At 69.9% G+C, this 21,974-nt stretch carries 19 protein-coding genes and 1 riboswitch; of the genes, 14 read left to right on the top strand and 5 right to left on the bottom strand.

Annotated elements, in window-relative coordinates; all coding sequences use genetic code 11:
* The first annotated feature begins 60 nt into the window (after positions 1–60).
* Positions 61–942: a GNAT family N-acetyltransferase gene (locus ABD655_RS05420; protein ID WP_344712219.1), complete on the top strand. Its 882-nt coding sequence runs from the start codon at positions 61–63 to the stop codon at positions 940–942.
* Complete coding sequence (locus ABD655_RS05415) at positions 879–1,751, top strand: Fpg/Nei family DNA glycosylase (RefSeq protein WP_344712218.1); 873 nt, start codon at positions 879–881, stop codon at positions 1,749–1,751. Before ABD655_RS05420 ends, ABD655_RS05415 begins: the two co-directional genes overlap by 64 nt.
* 3 nt (positions 1,752–1,754) lie before the next feature.
* Here ABD655_RS05415 and glpK read toward each other — a convergent pair whose 3' ends face one another.
* Positions 1,755–3,278: a glycerol kinase GlpK gene (gene glpK, locus ABD655_RS05410; protein WP_344712216.1), complete on the bottom strand. Its 1,524-nt coding sequence runs from the start codon at positions 3,276–3,278 to the stop codon at positions 1,755–1,757.
* Between the two features lie 68 nt (positions 3,279–3,346).
* A complete protein-coding gene (locus ABD655_RS05405; protein ID WP_344712215.1) occupies positions 3,347–5,074 on the bottom strand; it encodes a glycerol-3-phosphate dehydrogenase/oxidase in 1,728 nt (575 codons plus the stop codon).
* Positions 5,075–5,298: 224 nt separating this feature from the next.
* A riboswitch (FMN riboswitch) is annotated at positions 5,299–5,459 on the top strand.
* Positions 5,460–5,514: 55 nt separating this feature from the next.
* Between ABD655_RS05405 and ribD the strand changes: the two genes are divergently transcribed.
* The 6 genes from ribD to ABD655_RS05375 all read left to right on the top strand — a co-directional run bounded on the left by ribD (position 5,515) and on the right by ABD655_RS05375 (position 10,926).
* Positions 5,515–6,558, top strand: a complete 1,044-nt coding sequence (gene ribD, locus ABD655_RS05400; RefSeq protein WP_344712213.1) for a bifunctional diaminohydroxyphosphoribosylaminopyrimidine deaminase/5-amino-6-(5-phosphoribosylamino)uracil reductase RibD — start codon at positions 5,515–5,517, stop codon at positions 6,556–6,558.
* Positions 6,558–7,241, top strand: a complete 684-nt coding sequence (locus ABD655_RS05395; RefSeq protein ID WP_344712212.1) for a riboflavin synthase — start codon at positions 6,558–6,560, stop codon at positions 7,239–7,241. Before ribD ends, ABD655_RS05395 begins: the two co-directional genes overlap by 1 nt.
* The gene (gene ribA, locus ABD655_RS05390) at positions 7,238–8,533 is read left to right on the top strand and encodes a GTP cyclohydrolase II (RefSeq protein ID WP_344712210.1); all 1,296 of its coding nucleotides are present in this window, start codon (positions 7,238–7,240) and stop codon (positions 8,531–8,533) included. Before ABD655_RS05395 ends, ribA begins: the two co-directional genes overlap by 4 nt.
* Positions 8,530–9,003, top strand: coding sequence for a 6,7-dimethyl-8-ribityllumazine synthase (ribH, locus tag ABD655_RS05385; protein ID WP_344712208.1), 474 nt, complete (start codon positions 8,530–8,532; stop codon positions 9,001–9,003). The genes ribA and ribH overlap by 4 nt, the downstream gene beginning before the upstream one ends.
* A gap of 74 nt (positions 9,004–9,077) precedes the next feature.
* Positions 9,078–9,440, top strand: coding sequence for a Fe-S protein (locus ABD655_RS05380; protein ID WP_344712206.1), 363 nt, complete (start codon positions 9,078–9,080; stop codon positions 9,438–9,440).
* A gap of 13 nt (positions 9,441–9,453) precedes the next feature.
* The gene (locus tag ABD655_RS05375; protein ID WP_344712204.1) at positions 9,454–10,926 is read left to right on the top strand and encodes an MFS transporter; all 1,473 of its coding nucleotides are present in this window, start codon (positions 9,454–9,456) and stop codon (positions 10,924–10,926) included.
* 6 nt (positions 10,927–10,932) lie between these two features.
* Here ABD655_RS05375 and ABD655_RS05370 read toward each other — a convergent pair whose 3' ends face one another.
* Complete coding sequence (locus ABD655_RS05370; protein WP_344712202.1) at positions 10,933–11,412, bottom strand: MarR family winged helix-turn-helix transcriptional regulator; 480 nt, start codon at positions 11,410–11,412, stop codon at positions 10,933–10,935.
* Positions 11,413–11,539: 127 nt separating this feature from the next.
* Here ABD655_RS05370 and ABD655_RS05365 point away from each other — a divergent pair, with 127 nt between their 5' ends.
* The 5 genes from ABD655_RS05365 (at position 11,540) to ABD655_RS05345 (ending at position 16,949) form a co-directional block, all read left to right on the top strand.
* Complete coding sequence (locus ABD655_RS05365; RefSeq protein ID WP_344712200.1) at positions 11,540–12,004, top strand: MaoC family dehydratase; 465 nt, start codon at positions 11,540–11,542, stop codon at positions 12,002–12,004.
* Positions 12,001–12,921 (top strand): SDR family NAD(P)-dependent oxidoreductase, encoded by a 921-nt coding sequence (locus ABD655_RS05360; RefSeq protein WP_344712198.1) that lies wholly within the window; start codon positions 12,001–12,003, stop codon positions 12,919–12,921. Before ABD655_RS05365 ends, ABD655_RS05360 begins: the two co-directional genes overlap by 4 nt.
* A gap of 9 nt (positions 12,922–12,930) precedes the next feature.
* Entirely contained in the window at positions 12,931–14,538 is a 1,608-nt protein-coding gene (locus ABD655_RS05355) for an AMP-binding protein (protein WP_344712196.1), read from the top strand.
* A gap of 194 nt (positions 14,539–14,732) precedes the next feature.
* Complete coding sequence (locus ABD655_RS05350) at positions 14,733–14,948, top strand: AsnC family protein (protein WP_344712194.1); 216 nt, start codon at positions 14,733–14,735, stop codon at positions 14,946–14,948.
* Between the two features lie 48 nt (positions 14,949–14,996).
* Complete coding sequence (locus tag ABD655_RS05345) at positions 14,997–16,949, top strand: ABC transporter ATP-binding protein (RefSeq protein WP_425561674.1); 1,953 nt, start codon at positions 14,997–14,999, stop codon at positions 16,947–16,949.
* 594 nt (positions 16,950–17,543) lie between these two features.
* Here ABD655_RS05345 and ABD655_RS05340 read toward each other — a convergent pair.
* Complete coding sequence (locus ABD655_RS05340) at positions 17,544–19,427, bottom strand: phosphoenolpyruvate carboxykinase (GTP) (RefSeq protein ID WP_344712193.1); 1,884 nt, start codon at positions 19,425–19,427, stop codon at positions 17,544–17,546.
* A 115-nt stretch (positions 19,428–19,542) separates the two neighbouring features.
* Here ABD655_RS05340 and ABD655_RS05335 point away from each other — a divergent pair, with 115 nt between their 5' ends.
* A complete protein-coding gene (locus ABD655_RS05335) occupies positions 19,543–20,985 on the top strand; it encodes a helix-turn-helix domain-containing protein (protein WP_344712192.1) in 1,443 nt (480 codons plus the stop codon).
* 2 nt (positions 20,986–20,987) lie between these two features.
* Here ABD655_RS05335 and ABD655_RS05330 read toward each other — a convergent pair whose 3' ends face one another.
* Entirely contained in the window at positions 20,988–21,965 is a 978-nt protein-coding gene (locus ABD655_RS05330) for a DUF4436 family protein (protein ID WP_344712191.1), read from the bottom strand.
* Positions 21,966–21,974: the final 9 nt, after the last annotated feature.

Raw genomic sequence — 21,974 nt, 5'->3', positions numbered from 1 at the left:
TCGAGCTTCGGAGCGGCATGAGCCGCACTGCACGGAGCGTGAGCGCCCGATTCAGCGAGGTTGTGCACGCCGGTCACGCGGGCCACCCGCAGTCGACGGGCCGACGCCCGATACCCTGGCGGCGCGCACCCCGTCACCCTCCGCACGGAGCGACTCACCCTGTCCGCGCCGACTGACGCCGACGTCGATGCGATCTACGCTGCCTGCCAGGATCCCGGCATCCAGCGGTACACCACGCTACCGTCGCCCTACGAGCGGAGTCACGCCGAGGGCTTCATCGCCTCCGTGCGCACCCGCTGGGCGGACCAGTCCGAGGCCACCTGGGCGATCCGGGAGGGAGGCTCCCTCGCCGGCATGATCGGCATCAACGGCATCAGCACCGGCGGCACCGGCGAGATCGGCTACTGGATGACGCCCGCCTTCCGCGGCCGCGCCCTGCTCACCGAGGCCGCCCGTGCCGTGATCGATTGGGGCTTCAGCGACGCCGGCCCCGCCCTGCAGCGGATCGAGTGGCGCGCGGTGGCGGGCAATATCGCCTCGGCGCGGGCGGCCCGCCGCCTCGGATTCCGCTTCGAAAGGGGTTCTGCGCGGGGCGCTGGTCAACTCGTCCGGGCGCGACGACGGCTGGATCGCGGGGCTGCTGCCGCACGACGAGAGGGCGCCGCAGCCCTGGCCCGTGCTGAACGGATGAGTCCGGACCGCCCCTGTCGCTCGCCTGTCGCGAACTGCACCGAGCCGCGGCGTGTTGCGACAGGCGAGCGGAAGGAGGCCGGCACCCTCGGGCCACCACGTGGAAGGAAGGAGACCGACCCCCTCGGGTCGCCACGTGGAAGGAAGGAGACCGGCCCCCTCGGGCCACCACGTGGAAGGATGGAATCATGCCGGAGATGCCCGAAGTCCAGGGCCTCGTCGACTTCCTCGGTGGACGGACGACGGGCCTGACGATCACGCGGGTCACCGTCGCGGCGTTCGCCGCCCTGAAGACCTACGATCCCCCGGTGGACTCCCTCGTCGGCGCCACGATCACCGCGACCGCGCGCCACGGCAAGTTCATCGACCTGGCCACCACGACGACGGATGCCGCACCCCACCTGATCTTCCACCTCGCCAAGGCCGGGTGGCTGAGGTGGTACGAGGAGCTTCCTGCGACGATCATCCGTCCGGGCAGGACGCCGATCGCACTGCGGGTCGCGCTCTCGGATGGGTCGGGATTCGATCTCACCGAGGCGGGCACGAAGAAGTCTCTCGCCGTGTACGTGGTCAACGATCCGCGGGACGTGCCCGGCATCGCGCGGCTCGGCCCCGATCCGCTCGATCCGACGTTCACGCGGGACACCCTCGCCGGACTGATCGAGGGCCGGCGCACGCAGATCAAGGGTGTGCTGCGCGACCAGTCGATCCTCGCCGGCGTCGGCAACGCGTACTCGGATGAGATCCTGCACGACGCCCGGATGTCGCCGTACGCGCTCGCCGCCAGCCTGACTCCCGAAGACATCGACAGCCTCTACGCCGCGATGACCCGCACGCTCGCCGAGGCGGTGGCCGCGGCATCCGGCAAGCCGCCCGCCGAGCTCAAGGACGCGAAACGTCGCGGCATGCAGGTCCATGGCCGCCGCGGCGAGACCTGCCCGGTGTGCGGCGACACCGTGCGGAGCGTCTTCTTCGCCGACAACTCGCTCGAGTACTGCGCCACCTGCCAGACCGGCGGGAAGATCCTCGCCGACCGGCGGCTGTCGCGGCTGCTGAAGTAGAGCTCAGGACAGCGCGGTCACGTCCTCGTCGACCCAGTCCAGGGACTTCGTCACGGCCTTGCGCCACAGCCGCACGCGACGGTCGGCCTCCTCGACGGGCATCGCCGGCTCCCACCGCCTGCCCTCGCGCCAGTGACTGCGCAGGGCGTCGCGATCCGGCCACACGCCCGTCGCGAGCCCGGCCGCGTACGCGGCGCCGAGCGCGGTGGTCTCGATGATCGCGGGCCGCACCACCGGGATCCCGAGGATGTCGGCCTGGAACTGCATCATGAGGTCATCCCGCGAGCCGCCGCCGTCCACGCGCAGCTCGGTCAGTTCCCGCCCGGTGTCGGCGACGATCGCGTCGATGACGTCCCGCGACTGGAACGCCGCCGCCTCGATGGCCGCCCGGGCGATGTGCGCCTTGTTCACGTACCGGGTGAGTCCGACCAGCGCACCGCGGGCGTCCGGTCGCCAGTAGGGAGCGAACAGCCCCGAGAACGCCGGGACGAAGTACGCGCCCCCACTGTCGTCCACCGTCGAGGCGAGCCGTGCCACTTCGGGAGCAGAGCTGATGATGCCGAGGTTGTCGCGCAGCCACTGCACGAGGGACCCGGTCACGGCGATCGAGCCCTCCAGTGCATACGATGCCGGTTCGTCCCCGCACCGGTACGCGACCGTCGTGACCAGGCCATGCGTGGACCGTACGATCTCGGTGCCGGTGTTCACCAGCAGGAAGTTGCCGGTCCCGTACGTGTTCTTGGACTGCCCGGGGTCGAAGGCCGCCTGCCCGAACGTCGCTGCCTGCTGGTCGCCCAGGATCCCGGCGATCGGGATGCCGCGCGCCGCGGGCGGTTCGCGCACCTCGCCGATCACGCCCGACGACGGCACGATCTCGGGCAGCATCGAACGGGGGATGCCGAACACCGCCAGCAGATCGTCCGACCAGTCGAGGGTGGCCAGGTCCATGAGCAGCGTGCGGCTGGCGTTGGTGACGTCCGTGACGTGGATGCCGCCGCGCGTGTCGCCGGTCAGGTTCCAGATCAGCCACGTGTCGGGTGTGCCGAACAGCAGGTGGCCGGCCTCGGCATCCGCCCGTGCGCCGGGAACGGAATCGAGGATCCAGGCGATCTTCGACGCCGAGAAATACGTCGCCAGGGGCAGCCCGGTGCGCTCGGCGAACCGGTCGGTGCCGCCCTCGGCCGCAAGCCGATCGATGAGCGGCTGCGTGCGGGTGTCCTGCCACACGATCGCGTTCGCGACGGGGTGCCCGGTGCGGCGGTCCCAGACGATCGCGGTCTCACGCTGATTGGTGATGCCCACACCCGCGACGTCGCGCGGCGAGAGGCCGGCCTCATCGAGAGCGGCGGCGATCACCCACTGCGTGTTGGTCCAGATCTCGATCGGGTCGTGCTCGACCCAGCCCGGTCGGGGGAAGATCTGCTCGTGCTCGCGCTGGGCGACCGCGACGATCCCGCCCTGCTCGTCGAACACGATGGCACGCGTCGAGGTGGTTCCCTGGTCCAGCGCCAGCACATGATCCGACACGAGCTCTCCTTCGAGTCCCTGCGCGGCCCGAGACGCCGCGCCGGCGCGCAGGGCCGGCTCCGGTCAGGCTATCGCGACGCGGAGGACCCGGCGGATGCCGCATCCGACCAGGTCGGGTCGGCCGCGTGCACCTGCGCGAGCGCGCGGGTGGTCTCCGCCCGGCGCTGCGCGGCATCCCACCCGAGGAGGGCTCCGATCGCCTCCGCGACCTCGGCGGCCGACTCCGCGGTCACCGCGCCGATGAAGGCCAGGCTGGTCCGGCGCAGCAGCACGTCATCGAGGTGCACGACGCCCTCGGTGCGGACCAGGTGGCGCAGTTCGGCCGTGCTGAAGTCGGGCAGAGTCACCAGCGGCCGGTCATCCGGATCCTTCGCGATCGCCGCGATGACCTCGGCAGCGGTGGTGCCGTAGCGGTCCAGCAGGGTCGCGACGCGTCCGAGCGCGAGGTCCCCGCGGTGCGCGTCGATCCATCGCCTGCGGGCGCGCTCGGTGGTGGGGTAGCCGAGGCCGCCGCCGATCGGCACTCCCTTGGTCGAGCTGCGTCGCGGGCGGGCGAGGAGTCCGAGAACGTGGTCGGCGAGGTTCTCGGCGGACGCGCGGAACGTCGTCCACTTGCCGCCGACGAGGCTGAGGACGGTCGCGCTCGCGGGACCGGCGAGCGGCGCCGACTCGATGCGATAGTCCCGCGAGACGAAACCGGGCGCCAGTTCGCCATGCCCGGGAAGCGGGCGGACGCCCGCGAAGCGGTACACGATCCGGCTGCGATCCACCGCGATGCCCGGAAGGACGTAGGCGACCAGGTCGAGGAAGTAGTCGACCTCGGCCTCGGTGCACACGATCGGGTCGCGCATGTCGTGCTCGAGGTCGGTGGTTCCCACGAGCACACGGCCCTTGAGCGGGTAGATGAGGACGATCCTGCCGTCCTTGTGCTCGAAGAACAGCTCGCGCCCGCCCGTCGCCGCGAGCAGCTCGGGGTGATCCAGCACGATGTGCGAGCCCTTCGTGCCGCCCATGTACTCGGTGGGGTCGCCGAGCGCGAAGTTGGTGACGTCGGTCCAAGGCCCCGACGCGTTCACGATGACGGATGCCGCGAACCGAAGCTCCGTGCCGCTCTGCTCGTCGCGGAGCACGACCCGCCCGTCGTCCACGCCGACGGCGGCGGTGTAGTTGGCCGCGCGCGCCGCGTCTCCCCCCGCTTTCAGACCGTCGCGCAGCACGTCGATCGCCAGGCGCTCCGGATCGTGCAGCGACGCATCCCAGTACGTTGCGGTGTACTTGACCCCGGCGTTCAGATGCGGCAGCTGCTGCAGCGACCTGCGTCGTCCGTGGAACTCGTGGCGGGGCACCCGCCCGCCCCCGCGCGAGAAGGAGTCGTAGATGACCAGGCCGATCTTGATCAGGGCCGCCCCGCGCTCGCGGTGCTTGCCCCCGCCGTGGCGGAGGAAGCGCAGCGGCGCCGTCAGCACTCCGGAGAACGTCGAGAAGATGGGGATCGTCGTCTGCAGCGGGCGCACATAGTGCGGGGCGATCTTGAGCAGGCCGTTGCGTTCGGTCACTGCCTCGTGCACGAGCCGGAACTCGCCGTTCTCGAGGTAGCGGATCCCGCCGTGGATCATGTGCGAGGAGGCCGCCGAGGCGCCGCTGACGAAGTCCGCCCGCTCCACCAGGGCGACATCGACGCCCTGCATCGCGAGGTCCCGGAACGTCGCCAGGCCGTTGATTCCTCCTCCGACGACGAGCACGTCCGCGTACGGGCGCGCGGCGAGCGCTTCGAAGCCCGCCTGTGCGTCTGTCATCGTGTCCCCCGTGCTTTCTGCCCGCTCCAGCCCTTCGACCTGGCGGGCCCGGACCCCCGTTCGCGCTGTCGCGCGGCCCCTCCAGGCTACGTGGCGGCAGCGGCTCGGGCTCCGCCCACGCGACCACATGCAGGGTTCATTCAGCCGGTGTTCACCGACTCGGGCTCCATGCGGGCACATGGAATGAATCCGGCCGCGGCGCGTTGACTAGACTCAAGTGCAGATACGTGCTCCGGGGTCGGTGGGAATCCGAACCGGCGGTGACAGTCCGCGAGCCGAGGCAACAGCATCCGATCCGGGTGCCGCCGAGGCTGATCCGGTGGAATTCCGGGACCGACGGTGATGCAGCAGAAATGCTGCGAGTCCGGATGGGAGGCAGCACGAGCGGTGCGTGCGCGCCGCCGTTCGCCATTCCCGGAGCCTGAAGACAAAGGATTCGGATGCCGGTGAACGCTGCGGAGCGCGACGCCATGGTGCGTGCGCTCGAGCTCGCCCGGAACGGCCCCCGCGGCGTGAACCCGCAGGTCGGCGCCGTCATCCTCTCCCCCGAGGGGAACCTGCTGGCCGAGGGCTGGCACCGCGGCGCCGGGACCGTGCACGCCGAGGTCGACGCGCTCTCGCAGCTCGCTGAGGGTGCGGCCGGCGGAGCCACCGCGGTGGTGACGCTGGAACCGTGCAACCACACCGGCCGCACCGGTCCGTGTGCTGTCGCGCTGATCGAGGCCGGGGTATCCCGCGTGATCTACGCGGTGCCCGATCCGAACCCCGAATCGACCGGTGGTGCGCAGCGGCTGCGCGAAGCCGGCGTGTCCGTCGAATCCGGCGTGATGACGGACGAGGGAACCGACCTGCTCGCCGCCTGGCTCACCGTGCAGCGGCTCGGTCGACCCCACGTCACCGTGAAGTGGGCCCAGAGCCTGGACGGACGGGCCGCGGCATCCGACGGCACCAGCCAGTGGATCACCGGACCCGATGCGCGGGCCGACGTGCACCGCCGCCGCGCGGAGGCCGATGCGATCGTCGTGGGCACCGGCACCGTTCTGGCCGATGACCCCGCGCTGACCGCGCGCCGCTCCGACGGCACACTGTACGAGAACCAGCCGATCCCCGTCGTACTCGGCGATCGCCGGGTGCCCGAGGACGCCGCGCTGCGTCGGCACCCGCGGCAACTCGTCCACCGATCGGGCGACGACCTGCCCGCGGTGCTGGCCGAACTGCGCGCGCTCGGCGCGCAACGCGTCTTCGTCGAAGGCGGCCCCACCATCGCGAGCGCGTTCCTGCGCGAAGGCCTCGTCGATGAGGTGCTCGCCTACGTTGCGCCGACCCTCATCGGCTACGGCGCCGATGGCACCGACCACCCCGCGCTCGGTCGCCTCGGCGTCGACACGATTTCGCAGCAGCGACGCCTCGCCGTGTCCGCCGTGCAGGCGCTCGGTGAAGACCTGCTGATCACCGCACACCCCGCCACCGAAGGAGACCTCTGATGTTCACCGGAATCGTCGAAGAGATCGGCGCCGTCACCGCCGTCGACCCGTCCGGGGACGGCGTGCGGCTGCGAGTGCGTGCGCCGAAGGCGGTGTCCGATGCCGCGCACGGCGACTCCATCTCGGTCAGCGGCGTGTGCCTCACGGTCGTCGATCGTGGCGAGGATTGGTTCACCGCGGACGTGATGAGGCAGACCCTGGACATGTCCACTCTCGCCGGGGTCGCGGCCGGCCGGCCGGTCAACCTGGAGCGGGCCACCGCCGCGCACGGGCGGCTGGGCGGGCACATCGTGCAGGGCCACATCGACGGTACCGGGGACCTTCTCGAGATCCGCCCCGGCGCCCAGTGGCGGGTGCTGCGGGTAGGACTGCCCGCCGCCCTGGCACCGTTGGTCGTCGACAAGGGCTCCATCTCGGTCGACGGCGTCTCGCTGACGGTGAGCGCGGTCAGTCCCGCCGACGCCGACGTGCACTGGTTCGAGGTCTCCCTCATTCCCGAGACGCTCGAGGCGACGACCCTCGGCTCCCGCGCGGTCGGCGACCGCGTCAACCTCGAGACCGACATCCTGGCCCGCCACGTGCAGCGCCTCCTCGCCTTCACCCCGACCCCGTCCGCGGCCCACGCCGTGACGGTCGACACACCCGCGGCCCCTGCCGCCCAGACAGAAGGAGGCTCCCGATGAGCCTTTCCCCCATCTCCGCCGCCCTCGAGGCGCTCCGGGCAGGACGCCCCGTGATCGTCGCCGACGACGAGAACCGCGAGAACGAAGGCGACGTCGTGCTGTCGGCCGAGCTGGCGACCCCCGAGTGGATCGCGTGGACGGTCCGCTGGTCGAGCGGGTTCATCTGCGCGCCGATGCCCGGCGAGTGGGCCGACCGGCTCGATCTGCCCCCCATGGTCGAGGTGAACGAAGACGCCCGCGGAACCGCCTATACGGTCAGTGTGGATGCCGCGGACCGCGTCTCGACGGGCATCTCCGCATCTGACCGCGCCCACACCCTCAACGTCCTCGCCAACCCGGAGTCCACGCCGACCAGCGTGATCCGTCCGGGCCACATCCTGCCGCTGCGCGCGGTGGACGGCGGGGTGCGCGAACGCGGGGGACACACCGAAGCCGCGGTCGAGCTGATGCGCCTCGCGGGTCTGAAGCCCGTGGGTGCGATCGCGGAGGTCGTGGCCGAGGACGGCTCGATGATGCGGCTGCCGGGTCTCATCGAACTCGGCGAGCGCGACGGCGTGCCGGTGATCACGATCGAGCAGCTGATCGCCCACCTCGACGAGCACCACCCCGTCCCGGTGACCGCCCACTCCCCCCATCGCCGCCGCGTCAGCCTCCGCGCGGAGGCCAACGTGCCGACCGCACATGGCGGCTTCCGCTTCCTCGCGTACAAGGACCGCATCACCGGCACCGACCACCTCGCGGTCGTCTCGGGCGATCTGTCCGAAGACGCCCCGCTGGTGCGGGTGCATTCGGAGTGCCTGACCGGTGAGGCCTTCGGCTCGCTCAAGTGCGAGTGCGGCCCGCAGCTGGATGCGGCGCTCGACTCGATCGAGCAGGACGGCGGCATCGTCATCTACATGCGCGGTCACGAGGGTCGCGGCATCGGGCTGATCAACAAGCTCCGCGCATACAGCCTGCAGGAGCGCGGGCTCGACACCGTCGACGCGAACCTGGCTCTCGGGCTGCCCGCCGACGCGCGCGACTACGCCGCGGCGGCCGGCATCCTGGCCGATCTGGGTGTGGAGAAGGTGCGCCTGCTCACCAACAACACCGACAAGGTCATGCAGCTGCGCGAGCTCGGGCTCGAGATCATCGAGCAGGTTCCGCTGCTGGTGGGCGTCGGGCCGAACAACCACCAGTACCTGTCCACCAAGCGCGACCGCATGGGCCACCTGATCGCCGAGGACGACCTGACCGACGCGCTCGCACAGATGCACGAGCTCGGCTCGACCCCGCACGGGACCGGCGCATGAGCGGCAAGGGAGCGCCGATCGTCGGCGGCAGCGACGCCACGACCCTGAACGTGGTCGTCGTCGCAGGAACCTGGCACCGCGTCATCAGCGACGGCTTGATCGCCGGCGCGGAGCGCGCCCTGCAGGCGGCGGGCGCGTCGTGGCAGCTCGTGCGCGTCCCCGGATCGTTCGAGCTCGCGGTCGTCGCGCAGGCGGCCTTCGCTGCCGGCGCGGACGCGGTCGTGGCCCTCGGCGTCATCATCCGCGGCGGCACCCCGCACTTCGAGTACGTGTCGGCCGCGACCACCGACGGCCTCACCCGCGTCGCGCTGGATGCCGGCAGGCCGATCGGATTCGGCGTGCTGACCCTGGATGACGAGCAGCAGGGCCTGGATCGCGCTGGTCTGCCGGGCTCTTCCGAGGACAAGGGCGCCGAGGCGGCGGATGCGGCCGTCCGAACGGCGCTGGTCCTGCGGGAGCTGCGCGCCTGACGCCGTTCCCGCTGCGCGCTTGCTGAGGCACGCCTTGCTGGTGGATCGCCGGTACGGGGAATAGCGTTGGCGGCATGGACGCTCTCGAAATCCTTCGCCAGGTCGTCGTGCTCGTGCATCTGAGCGGCTTCGCGCTGCTGTTCGGCGCGTGGGCGGTCGAAGTGTTCAACCGCCGGGTGCAGGTCACGTCGCTGATGAGCATCGGCCTTTCGATCTCCTTCGTCGCGGGGCTCATCCTCGCCGCGCCGTGGGGCATCCCGTACGAGCTGAACTACGTGAAGATCGTCGTCAAGCTCGTCGTGCTGCTGGTCATCGGCGCCCTGCTCGGCGTCGGATCCTCCCGTCAGCGCAAGGGCGGCACCGTGCCGCCCGCCGTGTTCTGGCTGGTCGGCATCCTGACCCTTCTGAACGCAGCGATCGCGCTGCTGTGGCGCTGACGCGGGAGCACTCATGACCAGCACCGCCGCCGCACCGATAGCCCCCGCCAACCCGCGTTCGCGCGTGATCGCCGCCAGCCTGGTGGGCACGACGATCGAGTTCTACGACTTCTACGTCTATGCCACGGCCGCCGTCCTGGTCTTTCCGATCCTGTTCTTCCCGACCGGGAACGACACCACCGCCCTGCTCGCGTCGTTCGGCGTGTTCGGTGCGGCGATGATCGCGCGGCCGGTCGGAGCCGTGATCTTCGGTCACTTCGGCGACCGATTCGGCCGCAAGGCGACCCTCGTCGCCTCGCTGCTCACGATGGGGATCGCGACGTTCCTGATCGGCTGTCTTCCGACCTTCGACGCGATCGGGTGGTGGGCCGCGCTCCTGCTGCTGATCCTGCGCCTGACGCAGGGCTTCGCGCTCGGCGGCGAGTGGTCCGGCGCGGCGCTGGTGGCCACCGAGAACGCGCCGGCCGGCAAACGGGCCTGGTACGGGACCTTCCCGCAGCTCGGCGCGCCGCTCGGCTTCATCATCGCCAACACGGTGTTCCTTGCCATCAACTGGCTGCTGCCGCATCCGGAGGGCGCCGGGCAGCGCTCCGAGGCGTTCCTGGCGTGGGGATGGCGCGTGCCGTTCCTCTTCTCCGCCGTGATGGTCATCATCGGCCTGTGGGTACGGCTGCGCCTGGTCGAGTCCGAAACGTTCGTCAAGGCGGAGGAGAAGGGCGTCATCCGCCGGTTCCCGCTCGGCGCCGTGCTGCGCCACCACTGGAAGCACCTGATCCTCGGCACCTTCATCATGCTGGCGACCTACGTGCTGTTCTACCTGATGACCAACTTCACGCTCTCGTACGGTACGAAGCCTGCCGACTTGAGCACCGCATCCGCAGCCGCCGAGGCGGCCGCGCAGGCTGCCGGGCAACCGTTCGATGCGGTCGCGTTCGCTGCCCAGTTCTATCCCGGACTGGGCTTCGGCTACACCGACTTCGTCCTGATGCAGATCATCGGTGTGATCTTCTTCGGCATCTTCACCCTGCTGTCCGGACCCATCGCCGACAGCATCGGCCGCCGCACGCTGCTCATCTGGGTCACCTGCGGCATCATCGTCTTCGGACTGCTGTTCAACGTGTTCCTGCTCCCCCAGGCAGACCCCAAGTTCACCGGCGCGCTGGTGCAGGCGTTCCTCGTCTTCGGGTTCGTGCTGATGGGAACCAGCTTCGGGCCGATGGGGGCGGTGCTGCCTGAGCTGTTCCCGACGAACGTCCGCTATTCCGGCTCGGCGATCGCGTACAACGTCTCGTCGATCCTCGGGGCCGCCCTCGCCCCGATCGTCGCGGTCGCGCTGTGGGCCGCCGCCGGCGGGAGCCCTTGGCTGGTGGGCCTCTACCTGTCCGGGATGTCGGTGTTGACGCTTGTGGCGCTGTTCCTGTCACCCGAGACCAAGGACATCGACTACGACGAAGATCTGGGCCTGGGCGTCACCGGATCGCTGTAACCCCGATCAGTCGAGGGAGAGCGCGTGAGGTCCCTTCGTCGTTGCGGGCGGCACGCGGTGCCCGGCCTCGCCGAGCGCGTTGCGGCAGCGACGCAGGTACTCCGCGAACTGCGCGCGCTCCTGCTCGGACAGATCCGAGACGAGCAGCTCCTCGAGCTCATCCACGCGCGGAGCGAGCCCGGCGACCGCGTCCGCGCCGCTCTCGGTGAGGTAGAGCAGAATGCGTCGGCCATGCTGCGGATCCCGCTCCCGACGCACCAGACCGGCCTCCAGCAGCGGGTCCATCGTCGCGGCCATCGTCTGGGCGCGCACGAACGACCGACGGGCGAGCTCTGAGCTCGTGATGCCGGGACGCCGTGCGAGCACGGTCATCGCCGTGTACTGCGCCGCCGTCATGCCCGCGCTCGCGCACGCTTCGAAGAAGCGCGGCCTCAGCGCGAGGTCGAGCTGCTTGATGACATAGATGAGATTTCCCTGCCGTTCCATACTGACCCTCTCCCCAGTGCGGTTCAGGCTAACGCAGGCGAGGTGACAAGTGGTTTAGTTTCAGGTAACCTGAATCTATCGCGGTACGAACGTGCCGGCGAAGCAACGTGTTCGAAGGAGAATGCCCATGCAGGAGGCCGTCGCACTCTCGACTGCCATCGAGGATCTCGCCGCTCTGCGGGGCACGGCTTTCGGGCCGTCGTCGTGGCGAGAGATCACCCAGGACGAGGTCGATCTGTTCGCCCGGGTATCCGGGGATCACAACCCCATCCACCTGGACGCGGAGTACGCCGCATCCACGCCGTTCGGCACACGCATCGCACACGGACTGCTCACGCTCAGTCTTGTGGTGCCGCTCATGGCCGAGGTGTTCGAGGTCACCGGTGCCGGCATGGGCATCAACTACGGACTGAACAAGGTGCGCTTCCCCGCACCGGTGCCCGTCGGCTCCCGCATCCGCGTGCACGGCGAGGTCTCCACGGTCACCGAGGTCAACGGTGGCTGGCAGATCGAGGTGCCGGTAACCTTCGAGATCGAGAATTCCGTGAAACCCGCCTGCGTCGCCGAGTTCGTGCTGAGGTACTACCGATGAGCGAGACCACCCAGACCGAGATCCGCCTCGACGGTCGCGTCGCGATCGTCACCGGCAGCGGCCGCAGTCTCGGCCGCGCGTACGCCGAGGCCCTGGCGGCGGCAGGTGCCGCCGTGGTGGTCAACGACGTCGACCCGACCACGGCCGCCGAGACCGTCGCCTCGATCACCGACGCCGGCGGCCGTGCCGTCGCCGTCATCGCCCCCGTGGGTCCCGCGTCGACCGCAGACGCCCTGGTGGATGCCGCGCTGTCGAATTTCGGCCGGCTCGACATCCTCGTCGCCAACGCCGGGGTGCTCCGCGACCGCGTGCTGTGGAAGATGGGCGATGACGACTTCGACGCCGTCGTGGACACACACCTGCGCGGCACCTTCACGTGCGGCCGCGCCGCCGCGATCGCGATGCGCGCACAGGCCGAAGGCGGGCGGATCATCCTCATCGGGTCGCCCGCCGGCCAGTACGGAAGCTTCGGCCAGACCAACTACGCGGCGGTGAAGGCCGGACTGGTCGCCATGGCACGCACCTGGTCGCTCGAGCTCGGCCGCGCCGGCATCACCGCGAACGCCGTCATTCCGACCGCCCTGTCGCCGATGACCGCGACGATCCCCGCCTACACGGCCGTGTACGAGGACTTCGTCGCCGGCAATCCGATCCCGACCGAGTACCGCCGCGATCACGCCCTCGGCTCCCCCGAGGACGTCGCGCCGCTGATCGTGTGGCTCGCATCGGAGCTCTCGGCAGAGGTCACCGGGCAGGCCATCGGCATCGGTGGCGACCGGATCACGCTCTATTCCCACCCGGCCTCGCTGCGGACGGTCGATTCCGACGGGGGCTGGAGCGCCGCCGGCATCGATGCCGCCTGGCGTTCGGAGCTGGCCGACCTCGCCCAGCCTTCCGGTCCGCCGTCGCGGGACTGAGGCCACGAGATGAAGGGTCACTACAGCGACGTATGGCAGGCCGTGGCGAGCGCGTTGCCGGATCGACCGGCGATCACCACCCGCGAGGCCACGCTGACCTACCGGGAGTTCGCCCGGGCCGCCGGCGCGTTCGCCACGCGGCTCCAGGATGCCGGGATACGCCCGGGCGACGCGGTCGCGATTCTGATGTACAACCGCCCGGAGTACCTCGTCGCGCTGTTCGCCTGCTTCGCGACCGGCATCGCGCCGGTGCCCATCAACTACCGTTACCGCCCGACCGAGGTGGCCGAGCTGCTTCAGGACTCGCAGGCGGCGGCGCTGCTGTTCCCGACCTCGCTCGCCGATGTCGTGACCGCGGCGGTCGCCGAGGCCGCGAGCATGCCTCTGCTGATCCAGGTCGATGACGGTGGCGGACCGGTCGAGGGCGCCTTGGACTACTCCGAGATCATCGCCGGGGGCGGCCGACTGCCCGCGACGCCGCCCGCGGACGGCGAGCTGCGTCTGTACACCGGGGGAACGACCGGCCGGCCGCGCGCCGTGGTGTGGGGCACGCAGGACATCCTCGAGGTGCAGCTGTACTCGATCTACGCGTCCTCCGGGTTGCAGACACCCCAGACGATGGCCGATGTCGTGCGGATCGCGGCGGACCCGGAGACGCCGAGAGTAGCGACCCTTCCGCTCGCCCCGTTCATGCACGGCACCGCGCTGTTCACGTCGATGAACACGCTCGTGCTGGGCGGCACCGTGATCATCAATGCATCGCCGCGGCTGGACGCCGACGAGGCGGTTCGTCTCGCGATCGACAAGGGCGCCACCCGGGTGATCGTCGCCGGGGACGCGGTGGCGCTTCCCCTCGTCGAAGCCGCGGAGCGGGCGGGCATTGCGCGACTCGGCAAGGTCGATTCGATCATCAGCTCGGGGATGCGGTTCAGCGACGCGACCAAGGGGCGACTGCACCTGCTCGGCGACATCTCGATCATCGATCTCCTCGCCTCCACCGAGGGCGGCCCGTTCGCCGTCAGCGTGACGGCGCGCCCCGAGGATCTCCCGGGTCACCTGCGGATGCTTCCGGGTGCGGTCGTTCTCGACGAGGAGCTGCGCGAGGTGCAGGGCACCGTCGGCGCCCGCGGCATCCTGGCCTTCCGCGGAACGCTTCCCAAGGGCTACTTCGGCGACGAAGTGAAGTCCCGTGCCACCTTCCCGGAGATCGGGGGCGTTCGTCACGTGATGCCCGGCGACTGGGTCGAGGTGCTCGAGGACAACTGCGTCGAACTGCTCGGTCGCGGCAGCTCGGTGGTCAACACCGGCGGCGAGAAGGTCTACCCCGTCGAAGTCGAGGATGCGCTGCTGGCGCACCCTTCCGTCGCGGACGCCATCGTGTTCGGACTCCCGGACGCGCGGTTCGGCGAAGCGCTGACGGCCATCGTGGTGCCCACCGAGGGGGCCGTCGTCACCGAGGCGGACCTGCGCGCGCACGTCGAGCCGCTGCTCGCCGGCTACAAGAAGCCGCGGCGGATTCTGGTGCGCCCGAGTCTCGAGCGCAGTCCCCACGGCAAGATCGACATGGCCCGGCTGAAGGAAGACGCTGCTCAAGAGCTGGCCGCCCAGGCGAAGTAGCGGCAGTGTTCCGCTCGCATTCCTGAGCTGAGCACCGCAAGGGAGTGTGCCCCGTCCGATCCCTCGGGCGGGGCACATCCGTGCGTGGTCTGCGCAGACGGTCCGCGTCAACCTCAGTTGACATGTTCTCGATACGTCAACTATGGTTGACGGATGCCGCGGACGCGGCATCCGGAATCCGAAGGACGAAGCGTATGAGCGGCGACGAGATCCGGACCCTCATCGGGTCGGTGCCCGAGGGTGCGCCGATCGCCGAGCTGCACCGGCTCGCCGGGGTGCGACAGGAGATCGCTCGCGCCGAGGAGGTCCAAGTGCGCCGCGCGCGCAACCTCGGATACTCCTGGCAGGCGATCGCCGCCGCCCTGGGCGTGAGCCGGCAGGCCGTCCACAAGAAGTACGGTCGTAAGTGACCCCGAGGAACCAGAGGTAGAACTGTGTCCGTAGAACGCACCGAGGATGTGGAGCGCGTCCTGTCCGATGCCGGCGCGGAGCCGGTCGAGGCGGCACCCGCTGCGACCGGGCGTCGCCGCGGTCAGAAGGTTCCTGAGGGCCCGCGCGCGACCTTCGGCCAGCTCCTGCCGTTCATCTTCGAGCACAAGCGCGTGCTCGTGCTGGTCGCCGTGCTCAGCGTGCTGGGCGCGATCGCGACCCTCGCCCAGCCGCTGCTGGTCGGCCAGGTCATCGAGCGCGTGCAGAACGAGGATCCGCTCGGTTCGCTCGTGTGGGTGCTCATCGCTCTGGTCATCGTGTCGTCCGTGATCTCGGGCTACCAGCACTTCCTGTTGCAGCGGACCGGTACCGCCGTCGTCTATTCGAGTCGGCGCAGGCTGATCTCGCGCATCCTGCACCTGCCGATCAGCGAGTTCGACGCCCGACGCACCGGCGACCTGGTCTCGCGCGTCGGCACCGACACCACGCTGCTGTACGCGGTGCTCACCCAGGGCCTCGCGGATGCCGTGGGCAACGCGCTCATCTTCGTCGGCGCGTTGATCGCGATGGCGATCATCGACCCGATCCTGCTGCTGCTGATCGTCGTGGTGATCGGCGTCTCGGTCGTCGTCGTGGTGCTGCTGAGCGGCAGGATCCGCACAGCATCCACCGAGCAGCAGGCCAAGGTCGGCGAGCTCGCATCCGCTGTCGAGCGCGCGGTCGGCTCGATCCGCACCGTGCGCGCCGCCGGGGCGACGGAGCGTGAGGTGGCGTCGGTCTCATCGCTCGCGACGGATGCCTACGCCGTCGGCGTGCGCATCGCGAAGGTCTCGGCGCTGGTGGTGCCGGTCGCCGGCATCGCTCTGCAGGTGTCGCTTCTCGCCGTGCTCGGCGTCGGCGGATTCCGCGTCGCATCGGGCGCGATCAGCATCGCCAGCCTCGTGACGTTCATCATCTTCCTGTTCCTGCTCATCGCCCCGCTCGGGTCGACGTTCGGAGCGATCACCTCGGTGAACCAGGCGCTGGGCGCCCTCGGGCGCATCCAGGAGGTCCTCGACCTGCCCACCGAGGAGCAGGGCGACGCAGCAGCCGCGTCCGCCCTGCGATCCGCAGAGGAGCGCGAGGGAGCGGTCGCGAGGACCGACGCCTCGGCGTCGGTCGCGATCGCGTTCCGCGACGTGCGGTTCCGGTATCCGGATGCCGTCGTCGCGGCCCGCGAGGCGGCGACAGCGGAGGCGCGTGCCGTGCTGGAGCAGGTGCATCTGGAGCGCTCCGCAGCGGACACCGCCGGCGAGGAGAATCGCGACGTCCTGCGCGGCGTGACGTTCGCGGTGCCTCGTGGTTCGCGCGTCGCCCTGGTCGGGCCGAGCGGGGCGGGGAAGAGCACGGTGCTCTCGCTGATCGAGCGGTTCTACGATCCGACCGGCGGGGCGATCGAGCTCGACGGTCGCGACATCCGACTGCTCCCGCGGGAGGAGCTGCGCGCGCAGTTCGGCTACGTCGAGCAGGACGCCCCGACCTTGGCGGGAACGATCGCGGACAACCTGCGACTCGGTTCTCCCGACGCGTCCGACGCCGCCTGCGAGCGGGTGCTGCACGCCGTGAATCTGACCGAGGTGCTCGAGCGCAACCCGCTCGGCCTGCAGGCGCCGGTCGGCGAGGGCGGAGTGATGCTCTCGGGCGGCGAGCGTCAGCGGTTGGCGATCGCGCGGGCGCTGCTGGCCGCTCCGCCGATCCTGCTGCTGGACGAGTCGACCTCCTCGCTCGACGGCGTCAACGAGCAGCGGATGCGCGAGGCCATCGACGCGGTCGCGGCAGGGCGGACGCTCATTGTGATCGCGCACCGGCTCTCCACCGTGGTGGACAGCGACCTGATCGTCGTGCTGGATCGCGGTCAGGTCATCGGCCAGGGAACGCACTCCGAGCTCATCGCCTCGACACCGCTGTACCGGGATCTGGCCAAGCACCAGCTGCTGGTCTAGCGCCCCGGCTCCTCTTCCGCTCCGAATCGCCCTTCGCTCCCGAGCACCCCTTCGCTCGCCTGTCACAACACGCCCGGTGACGCGACAGTTTGCGACAGCCGAACCAAAAGGGCCCGTGACCCCGGCCGCTCGCCTGTCGCTACACGCCGGGCGGCGCGACCGTTCGCGACTGCGGAACCCAAGGCACCCGCAACCCCAGGGGCCCCCGCAACCCCGGCCGCTCGGCTGTCACAACACGCTCGGTGACGCGACAGTTCGCGACTGCGGAACCCAAGGCACCCGCAACCCCAAGGGCACCCGCAACCCCGGCCGCTCGGCTGTCACAACACGCCGGGCGACGCGACCGTTCGCGACAGCGGAACCCAAGGGGCCCGCGACCCCGGCCGCTCGCCTGTCACAACACGCCGGGCGACGCGACAGTTTGCGACAGGGGACCTGAAGGGGTTCCCGCAACCCAAGGCACCCGCAACCCCGGCCGCTCGCCTGTCACGACACGCCGGGCGGTGCGACCGTTTGCGACAGGGGAGCCCAAGGGGTTCCCGCAATCCAGGGAATCGCACCCCCGGGGTACCCGCAACCGCGGGCGCGAAAGGATCAGGCGCGCTGCAGGCGGTACCGCAGTGCGGACAGCTCGGCCTGCAGCGGTGCGGGGATGCGACCGCCGAAGGTGCCGTAGAACTCCTCGGTCAGGTCGGCCTCGCGCAGCCACGAGGCGGGGTCGATCGCGAACAGCGCTTCGAGGTCCTCCTGGGGCACGTCGATGCCGTCGAGGTTCAGGTCCTCGGTGCGCGGCAGGCGCCCGATGGGGCTGTCGACCGCGGAAACGGAACCGTCGATGCGACGGATGATCCAGTCGATGACACGCGAGTTGTCGCCGAAGCCGGGCCACAGGAAACGACCGTCCGAGCCCTTGCGGAACCAGTTGACCTGGAAGATCCGGGGCGCGCGGTCGAACCGCAGCTTCTGGCCGACCTTCAGCCAGTGCCCGAAGTAGTCGGCCATGTTGTAGCCGCAGAAGGGCAGCATGGCGAACGGGTCGCGGCGCAGCTCGCCGACGGTCCCCTCGGCGGCGGCGGTGCGCTCAGAGGAGATGTTCGAGCCCATGAACACGCCGTGAGTCCAGTCGGTGGCCTCGACCACCAGCGGAATGTTCGTCGCCCGACGGCCGCCGAACAGGATCGCGTCGAGCGGGACACCCTCCGGGGTCTCCCAGTCAGCGGCGATCTGCGGGCACTGACCCGCGCCCACGGTGAAGCGGGAGTTCGGATGCGCCGCGGGGCGTCCGGAATCCGGGGTCCACGCGTTGCCTTCCCAGTCGGTGAGCTGTGCGGGCGGCTCGTCCGTGAGCCCTTCCCACCAGACATCACCATCGGGGCGCAGCGCGACGTTCGTGAAGATGGTGTTGCCCCACAGCGTCTCGACCGCCGTGACATTGGTCGACTCGCCGGTTCCGGGCGCGACGCCGAAGAACCCGGACTCGGGGTTGATCGCCCACAGACGTCCGTCCTCGCCGGGGCGCAGCCAGGCGATGTCGTCGCCGAGGGTCTCGACGCGCCAACCGGGGATCGTCGGGCGCAGCATCGCGAGGTTGGTCTTGCCGCACGCGGACGGGAACGCCGCAGCGACGTGGTAAGCCCGCCCGGCGGGGTCGATGACGCGGATGAGGAGCATGTGCTCCGCGAGCCAGCCCTCGTCGCGGCCGATGACGGACGCGATCCGCAGCGCGAAGCACTTCTTCGCGAGGATGGCGTTGCCGCCGTACCCGGACCCGTACGACCAGACTTCGAGGGTCTCGGGGAAGTGGACGATGTACTTCTCGTCGTTGCAGGGCCACGCAACGTCCTGCTCACCCGGCGCAAGCGGGGCGCCGACGGAGTGGACCGTCTTGACCCAGTGCTTGCCCTTCGCGATCTGGTGGAGGACGTCGGTGCCGACGCGGGTCATGATGCCGATGGAGGTCACCGCGTAGGCGCTGTCGGTGACCTGCACGCCGATGTGCGAGAGCGGACCGCCGACGGGGCCCATCGAGAACGGGACGACGTACATGGTGCGTCCGCGCATGCTGCCGGCGAAGATGCCCCGCAACGTGTCGCGGATCTCGGCGGGCTGGATCCAGTTGTTGGTGGGGCCGGCGTCCTCTTCGCGCTCGGACGCGATGAACGTGCGGCCTTCGGTGCGGGCGACATCGCTCGGGTGCGAACGGGCGAGGTACGAGCCGGGACGCCACTCGGGGTTCAGCTTGATGATCTTGCCCTCGTCGACCATCTCGCGCAGCAGGGCGTCGTTCTCGGCACGCGAACCATCTACCCAGTGGATGCTGTCGGGCTGGGTCAGCGCGGCGATCTGGTCGACCCAGGCGATGAGGTCGGCCATGCCGGCGCCCGCGATCTCGGGCCGCTTGCCGAACTCCGCGCTCACCGGGGCAGGTCCGCGTGCGGTGCGCGGCGCGGGGCGGGTGAAGATGTCGGCCAGTGCCATGGTTACTCCTCTTCGATCGTCAGATCGGTGCTCTTCCTCTACTATGCGAGGTATCCCTAGGAGTTTCAGCTCTTATGCAGATCAAGAATGGCCATTCTTTCAGTATCATCAAGGAATGGCCCCCACCTCTCTGGAACTGTCCACGCTGGGCCACCGCATCCGGCACCAGCGCGTCTCGCAGCACCTGACGCTGGACGAGCTGGGCGAGCTGGTCGGGGTCGCGGGCAGCCAGCTGAGCCTGATCGAGAACGGCAAACGCGAACCGAAATTGTCGCTTCTTCAGGCGATCGCGACGGCGACGGGCGTCGAGGTGACCGACCTTCTCTCCACCGAGCCCCCGAACCGCCGCGCAGCGCTGGAGATCGAGCTGGCACGCGCGCAATCCAGCTCGATCTTCCGCCAGTTGGGCATTCCGGCCGTGAAGGTGACCAAGGGCATCCCGGATGAGACGATCGAGTCGATTCTCGGTCTGCACCGCGAGCTGCAGCGTCGCGAGCGCGAGGCCATCGCCACACCCGAGGAAGCCCGCCGCGCCAATACCGAACTGCGGCTGCGGATGCGCGAGGGCGACAACTACCTGCCCGAGATCGAACAGCTCGCGGAGAAGCAGCTCAAGGCCGCGGGACATGTGTCCGGCGCCCTCACCCACCGCACGGTGAGCATCATGGCCGAGCAGCTCGGCTTCGAGCTTCTCTACGTCAACGACCTCCCGCACTCGGCCCGTTCGGTCACCGACCTCGAGCACGGTCGCATCTATCTGCCGCCCGCGTCGATCCCGGGTGGCCACGGACTTCGGTCGATGGCACTGCAAGCGATGGCGCACCGGCTCCTCGGGCATCAGCGCCCCACCGATTACGCCGATTTCCTCGAGCAGCGCCTGGAGATCAACTACTTCGCAGCGTGCGCGCTCATGCCCGAGACCGCGTCCGTCGCCTTCCTCTCGCAGGCCAAGAAGGATCGCAACCTCGCCGTCGAGGACTTCCGCGACGCGTTCGGCGTCACCCACGAAGCCGCCGGGATGCGTCTGACGAACCTGCTCACCCGGCATCTCGGCATCCCCCTGCATTTCCTCCGCGCCGACGGTTCGGGTGCGATCTCGCGTGTGTACGAGAACGACGACCTGCCGCTCCCCCACGATGTGACCGGGTCCATCGAGGGACAGATCGTCTGCCGCAGATGGTCGGCCCGCGCAGCCTTCTCGGAGCACAACCGCACGACCGAGCACTACCAGTACACCGATACCCCGGCGGGGACGTTCTGGTGCTCGACCCAGACCGGATCGACCTCCGACGGGGAGTTCTCGATCACCGTCGGCGTCCCGTTCGACGACGCGAAGTGGTTCCGCGGGCGCGAGACGCAGAAGCGGGCGACCTCGACGTGCCCCGACGAATCGTGCTGCCGACGACCCCCGGCCGATCTCACCGCGCGCTGGCAGGGCAAAGCCTGGCCGAGCGCTCGCGTGCACATGCAGATGTTCTCCCCGTTGCCCCGCGGCGCGTTCCCCGGGGTGGATGACAACGAGGTCTACACGTTCCTGGACCGGCACGCGCAGGGCTGAGGTCAGTCTGCGGCGACCTCAGGGGTGACGGATGCCGCGCCCGCAGCACCGACGGGCACGACGCCGTCGGCTTCACCGGTGGCACGCCCGCCCGGCGGGCTCCACCGCAGCCAGGCGCGGACGTAGATGACCAGCGCCAGCACGAGTCCGGCCACCACCCACAGCACCACGAGATAGTCCACCCACGAACCGATCGGCGGCGACCCCGGCAGAAAGGTCCGCAGGGGGATGATGGCGAACAGCATCGCGGCCATCCAGCTCATCAGGGTCGCCTCGACCTTGTGGCTGCCGCGGTACGCGACGATCGCCACGGTCAGCGCGAGCACCGGCAGAACGGTCATCAGGGCCAGGAGGACCACCCCGAACGCGACCGTCGCCACCGATCGCGCCGCGGTGATCCGCACCTGGGACACCGGCTCGCCGTCGATGACGAGTTCCTCGGTGCCGCCGATCGCCTCCGATGAGAAGGTCCAGCCGGGCACGTGTGCCGATCCGCACAGCACCGTGGTCACCGCGCTCGGCTCGCCGTCGACGGTCTGCAGCGACAGGAACGCGACATCCACGCTGTGCGTGTCGAACGGCCATCGTTCGATGTACCCGTCCGTGATGAGCCGCAGCGATTGCGGCGACGGGATCTCGTCCGCGGCGAAGGTGAGCGCGCGGGGGCCGTCGTTGTCGGTGACCACCACCGTCAGCGGGTCGCTGAGCAGCCCGGTGTCCGCCGTTCCCACGGGACCGAACGACACGACGCTGAGGTTTGCGACGAGCCGGTCGGCGGGCGCGTCCACGGCCTCCGGGCGCAGAGACAGCAGCACCGCATCGGAGGGAGGCTCCTCGGTGCACCCCTGGATGGTGGCGAACCGGTCGTTGACCGCATACAGCGCGACGACGGCCACGTACACGATCAGGACCGCCACGAGCCCGAAGATCAGCCCGCGGCTGCGGCGCGGCGGTTTCGTCGACGGCGGATCAGGCGTCACGGGGACAGT

Origin of the sequence: Microbacterium terregens, assembly GCF_039534975.1 — a bacterium.
GTDB lineage: Bacteria > Actinomycetota > Actinomycetes > Actinomycetales > Microbacteriaceae > Microbacterium > Microbacterium terregens.
Note: the sequence above shows the minus strand (reverse complement) of the source record. Positions and strands in the feature narration are given on the sequence as shown.

Bases quoted from the DNA above. Each gene is read 5' to 3' on its own strand.
- ABD655_RS05415 (WP_344712218.1), top strand. From the start codon at position 879: ATGCCGGAGATGCCCGAAGTCCAGGGCCTCGTCGACTTCCTCGGTGGA.
- ABD655_RS05405 (WP_344712215.1), bottom strand. From the start codon at position 5,074: ATGACAGACGCACAGGCGGGCTTCGAAGCGCTCGCCGCGCGCCCGTAC.
- ribD (WP_344712213.1), top strand. From the start codon at position 5,515: ATGCCGGTGAACGCTGCGGAGCGCGACGCCATGGTGCGTGCGCTCGAG.
- ABD655_RS05395 (WP_344712212.1), top strand. From the start codon at position 6,558: ATGTTCACCGGAATCGTCGAAGAGATCGGCGCCGTCACCGCCGTCGAC.
- ribA (WP_344712210.1), top strand. From the start codon at position 7,238: ATGAGCCTTTCCCCCATCTCCGCCGCCCTCGAGGCGCTCCGGGCAGGA.
- ribH (WP_344712208.1), top strand. From the start codon at position 8,530: ATGAGCGGCAAGGGAGCGCCGATCGTCGGCGGCAGCGACGCCACGACC.
- ABD655_RS05380 (WP_344712206.1), top strand. From the start codon at position 9,078: ATGGACGCTCTCGAAATCCTTCGCCAGGTCGTCGTGCTCGTGCATCTG.
- ABD655_RS05375 (WP_344712204.1), top strand. From the start codon at position 9,454: ATGACCAGCACCGCCGCCGCACCGATAGCCCCCGCCAACCCGCGTTCG.
- ABD655_RS05370 (WP_344712202.1), bottom strand. From the start codon at position 11,412: ATGGAACGGCAGGGAAATCTCATCTATGTCATCAAGCAGCTCGACCTC.
- ABD655_RS05365 (WP_344712200.1), top strand. From the start codon at position 11,540: ATGCAGGAGGCCGTCGCACTCTCGACTGCCATCGAGGATCTCGCCGCT.
- ABD655_RS05360 (WP_344712198.1), top strand. From the start codon at position 12,001: ATGAGCGAGACCACCCAGACCGAGATCCGCCTCGACGGTCGCGTCGCG.
- ABD655_RS05355 (WP_344712196.1), top strand. From the start codon at position 12,931: ATGAAGGGTCACTACAGCGACGTATGGCAGGCCGTGGCGAGCGCGTTG.
- ABD655_RS05350 (WP_344712194.1), top strand. From the start codon at position 14,733: ATGAGCGGCGACGAGATCCGGACCCTCATCGGGTCGGTGCCCGAGGGT.
- ABD655_RS05340 (WP_344712193.1), bottom strand. From the start codon at position 19,427: ATGGCACTGGCCGACATCTTCACCCGCCCCGCGCCGCGCACCGCACGC.
- ABD655_RS05335 (WP_344712192.1), top strand. From the start codon at position 19,543: ATGGCCCCCACCTCTCTGGAACTGTCCACGCTGGGCCACCGCATCCGG.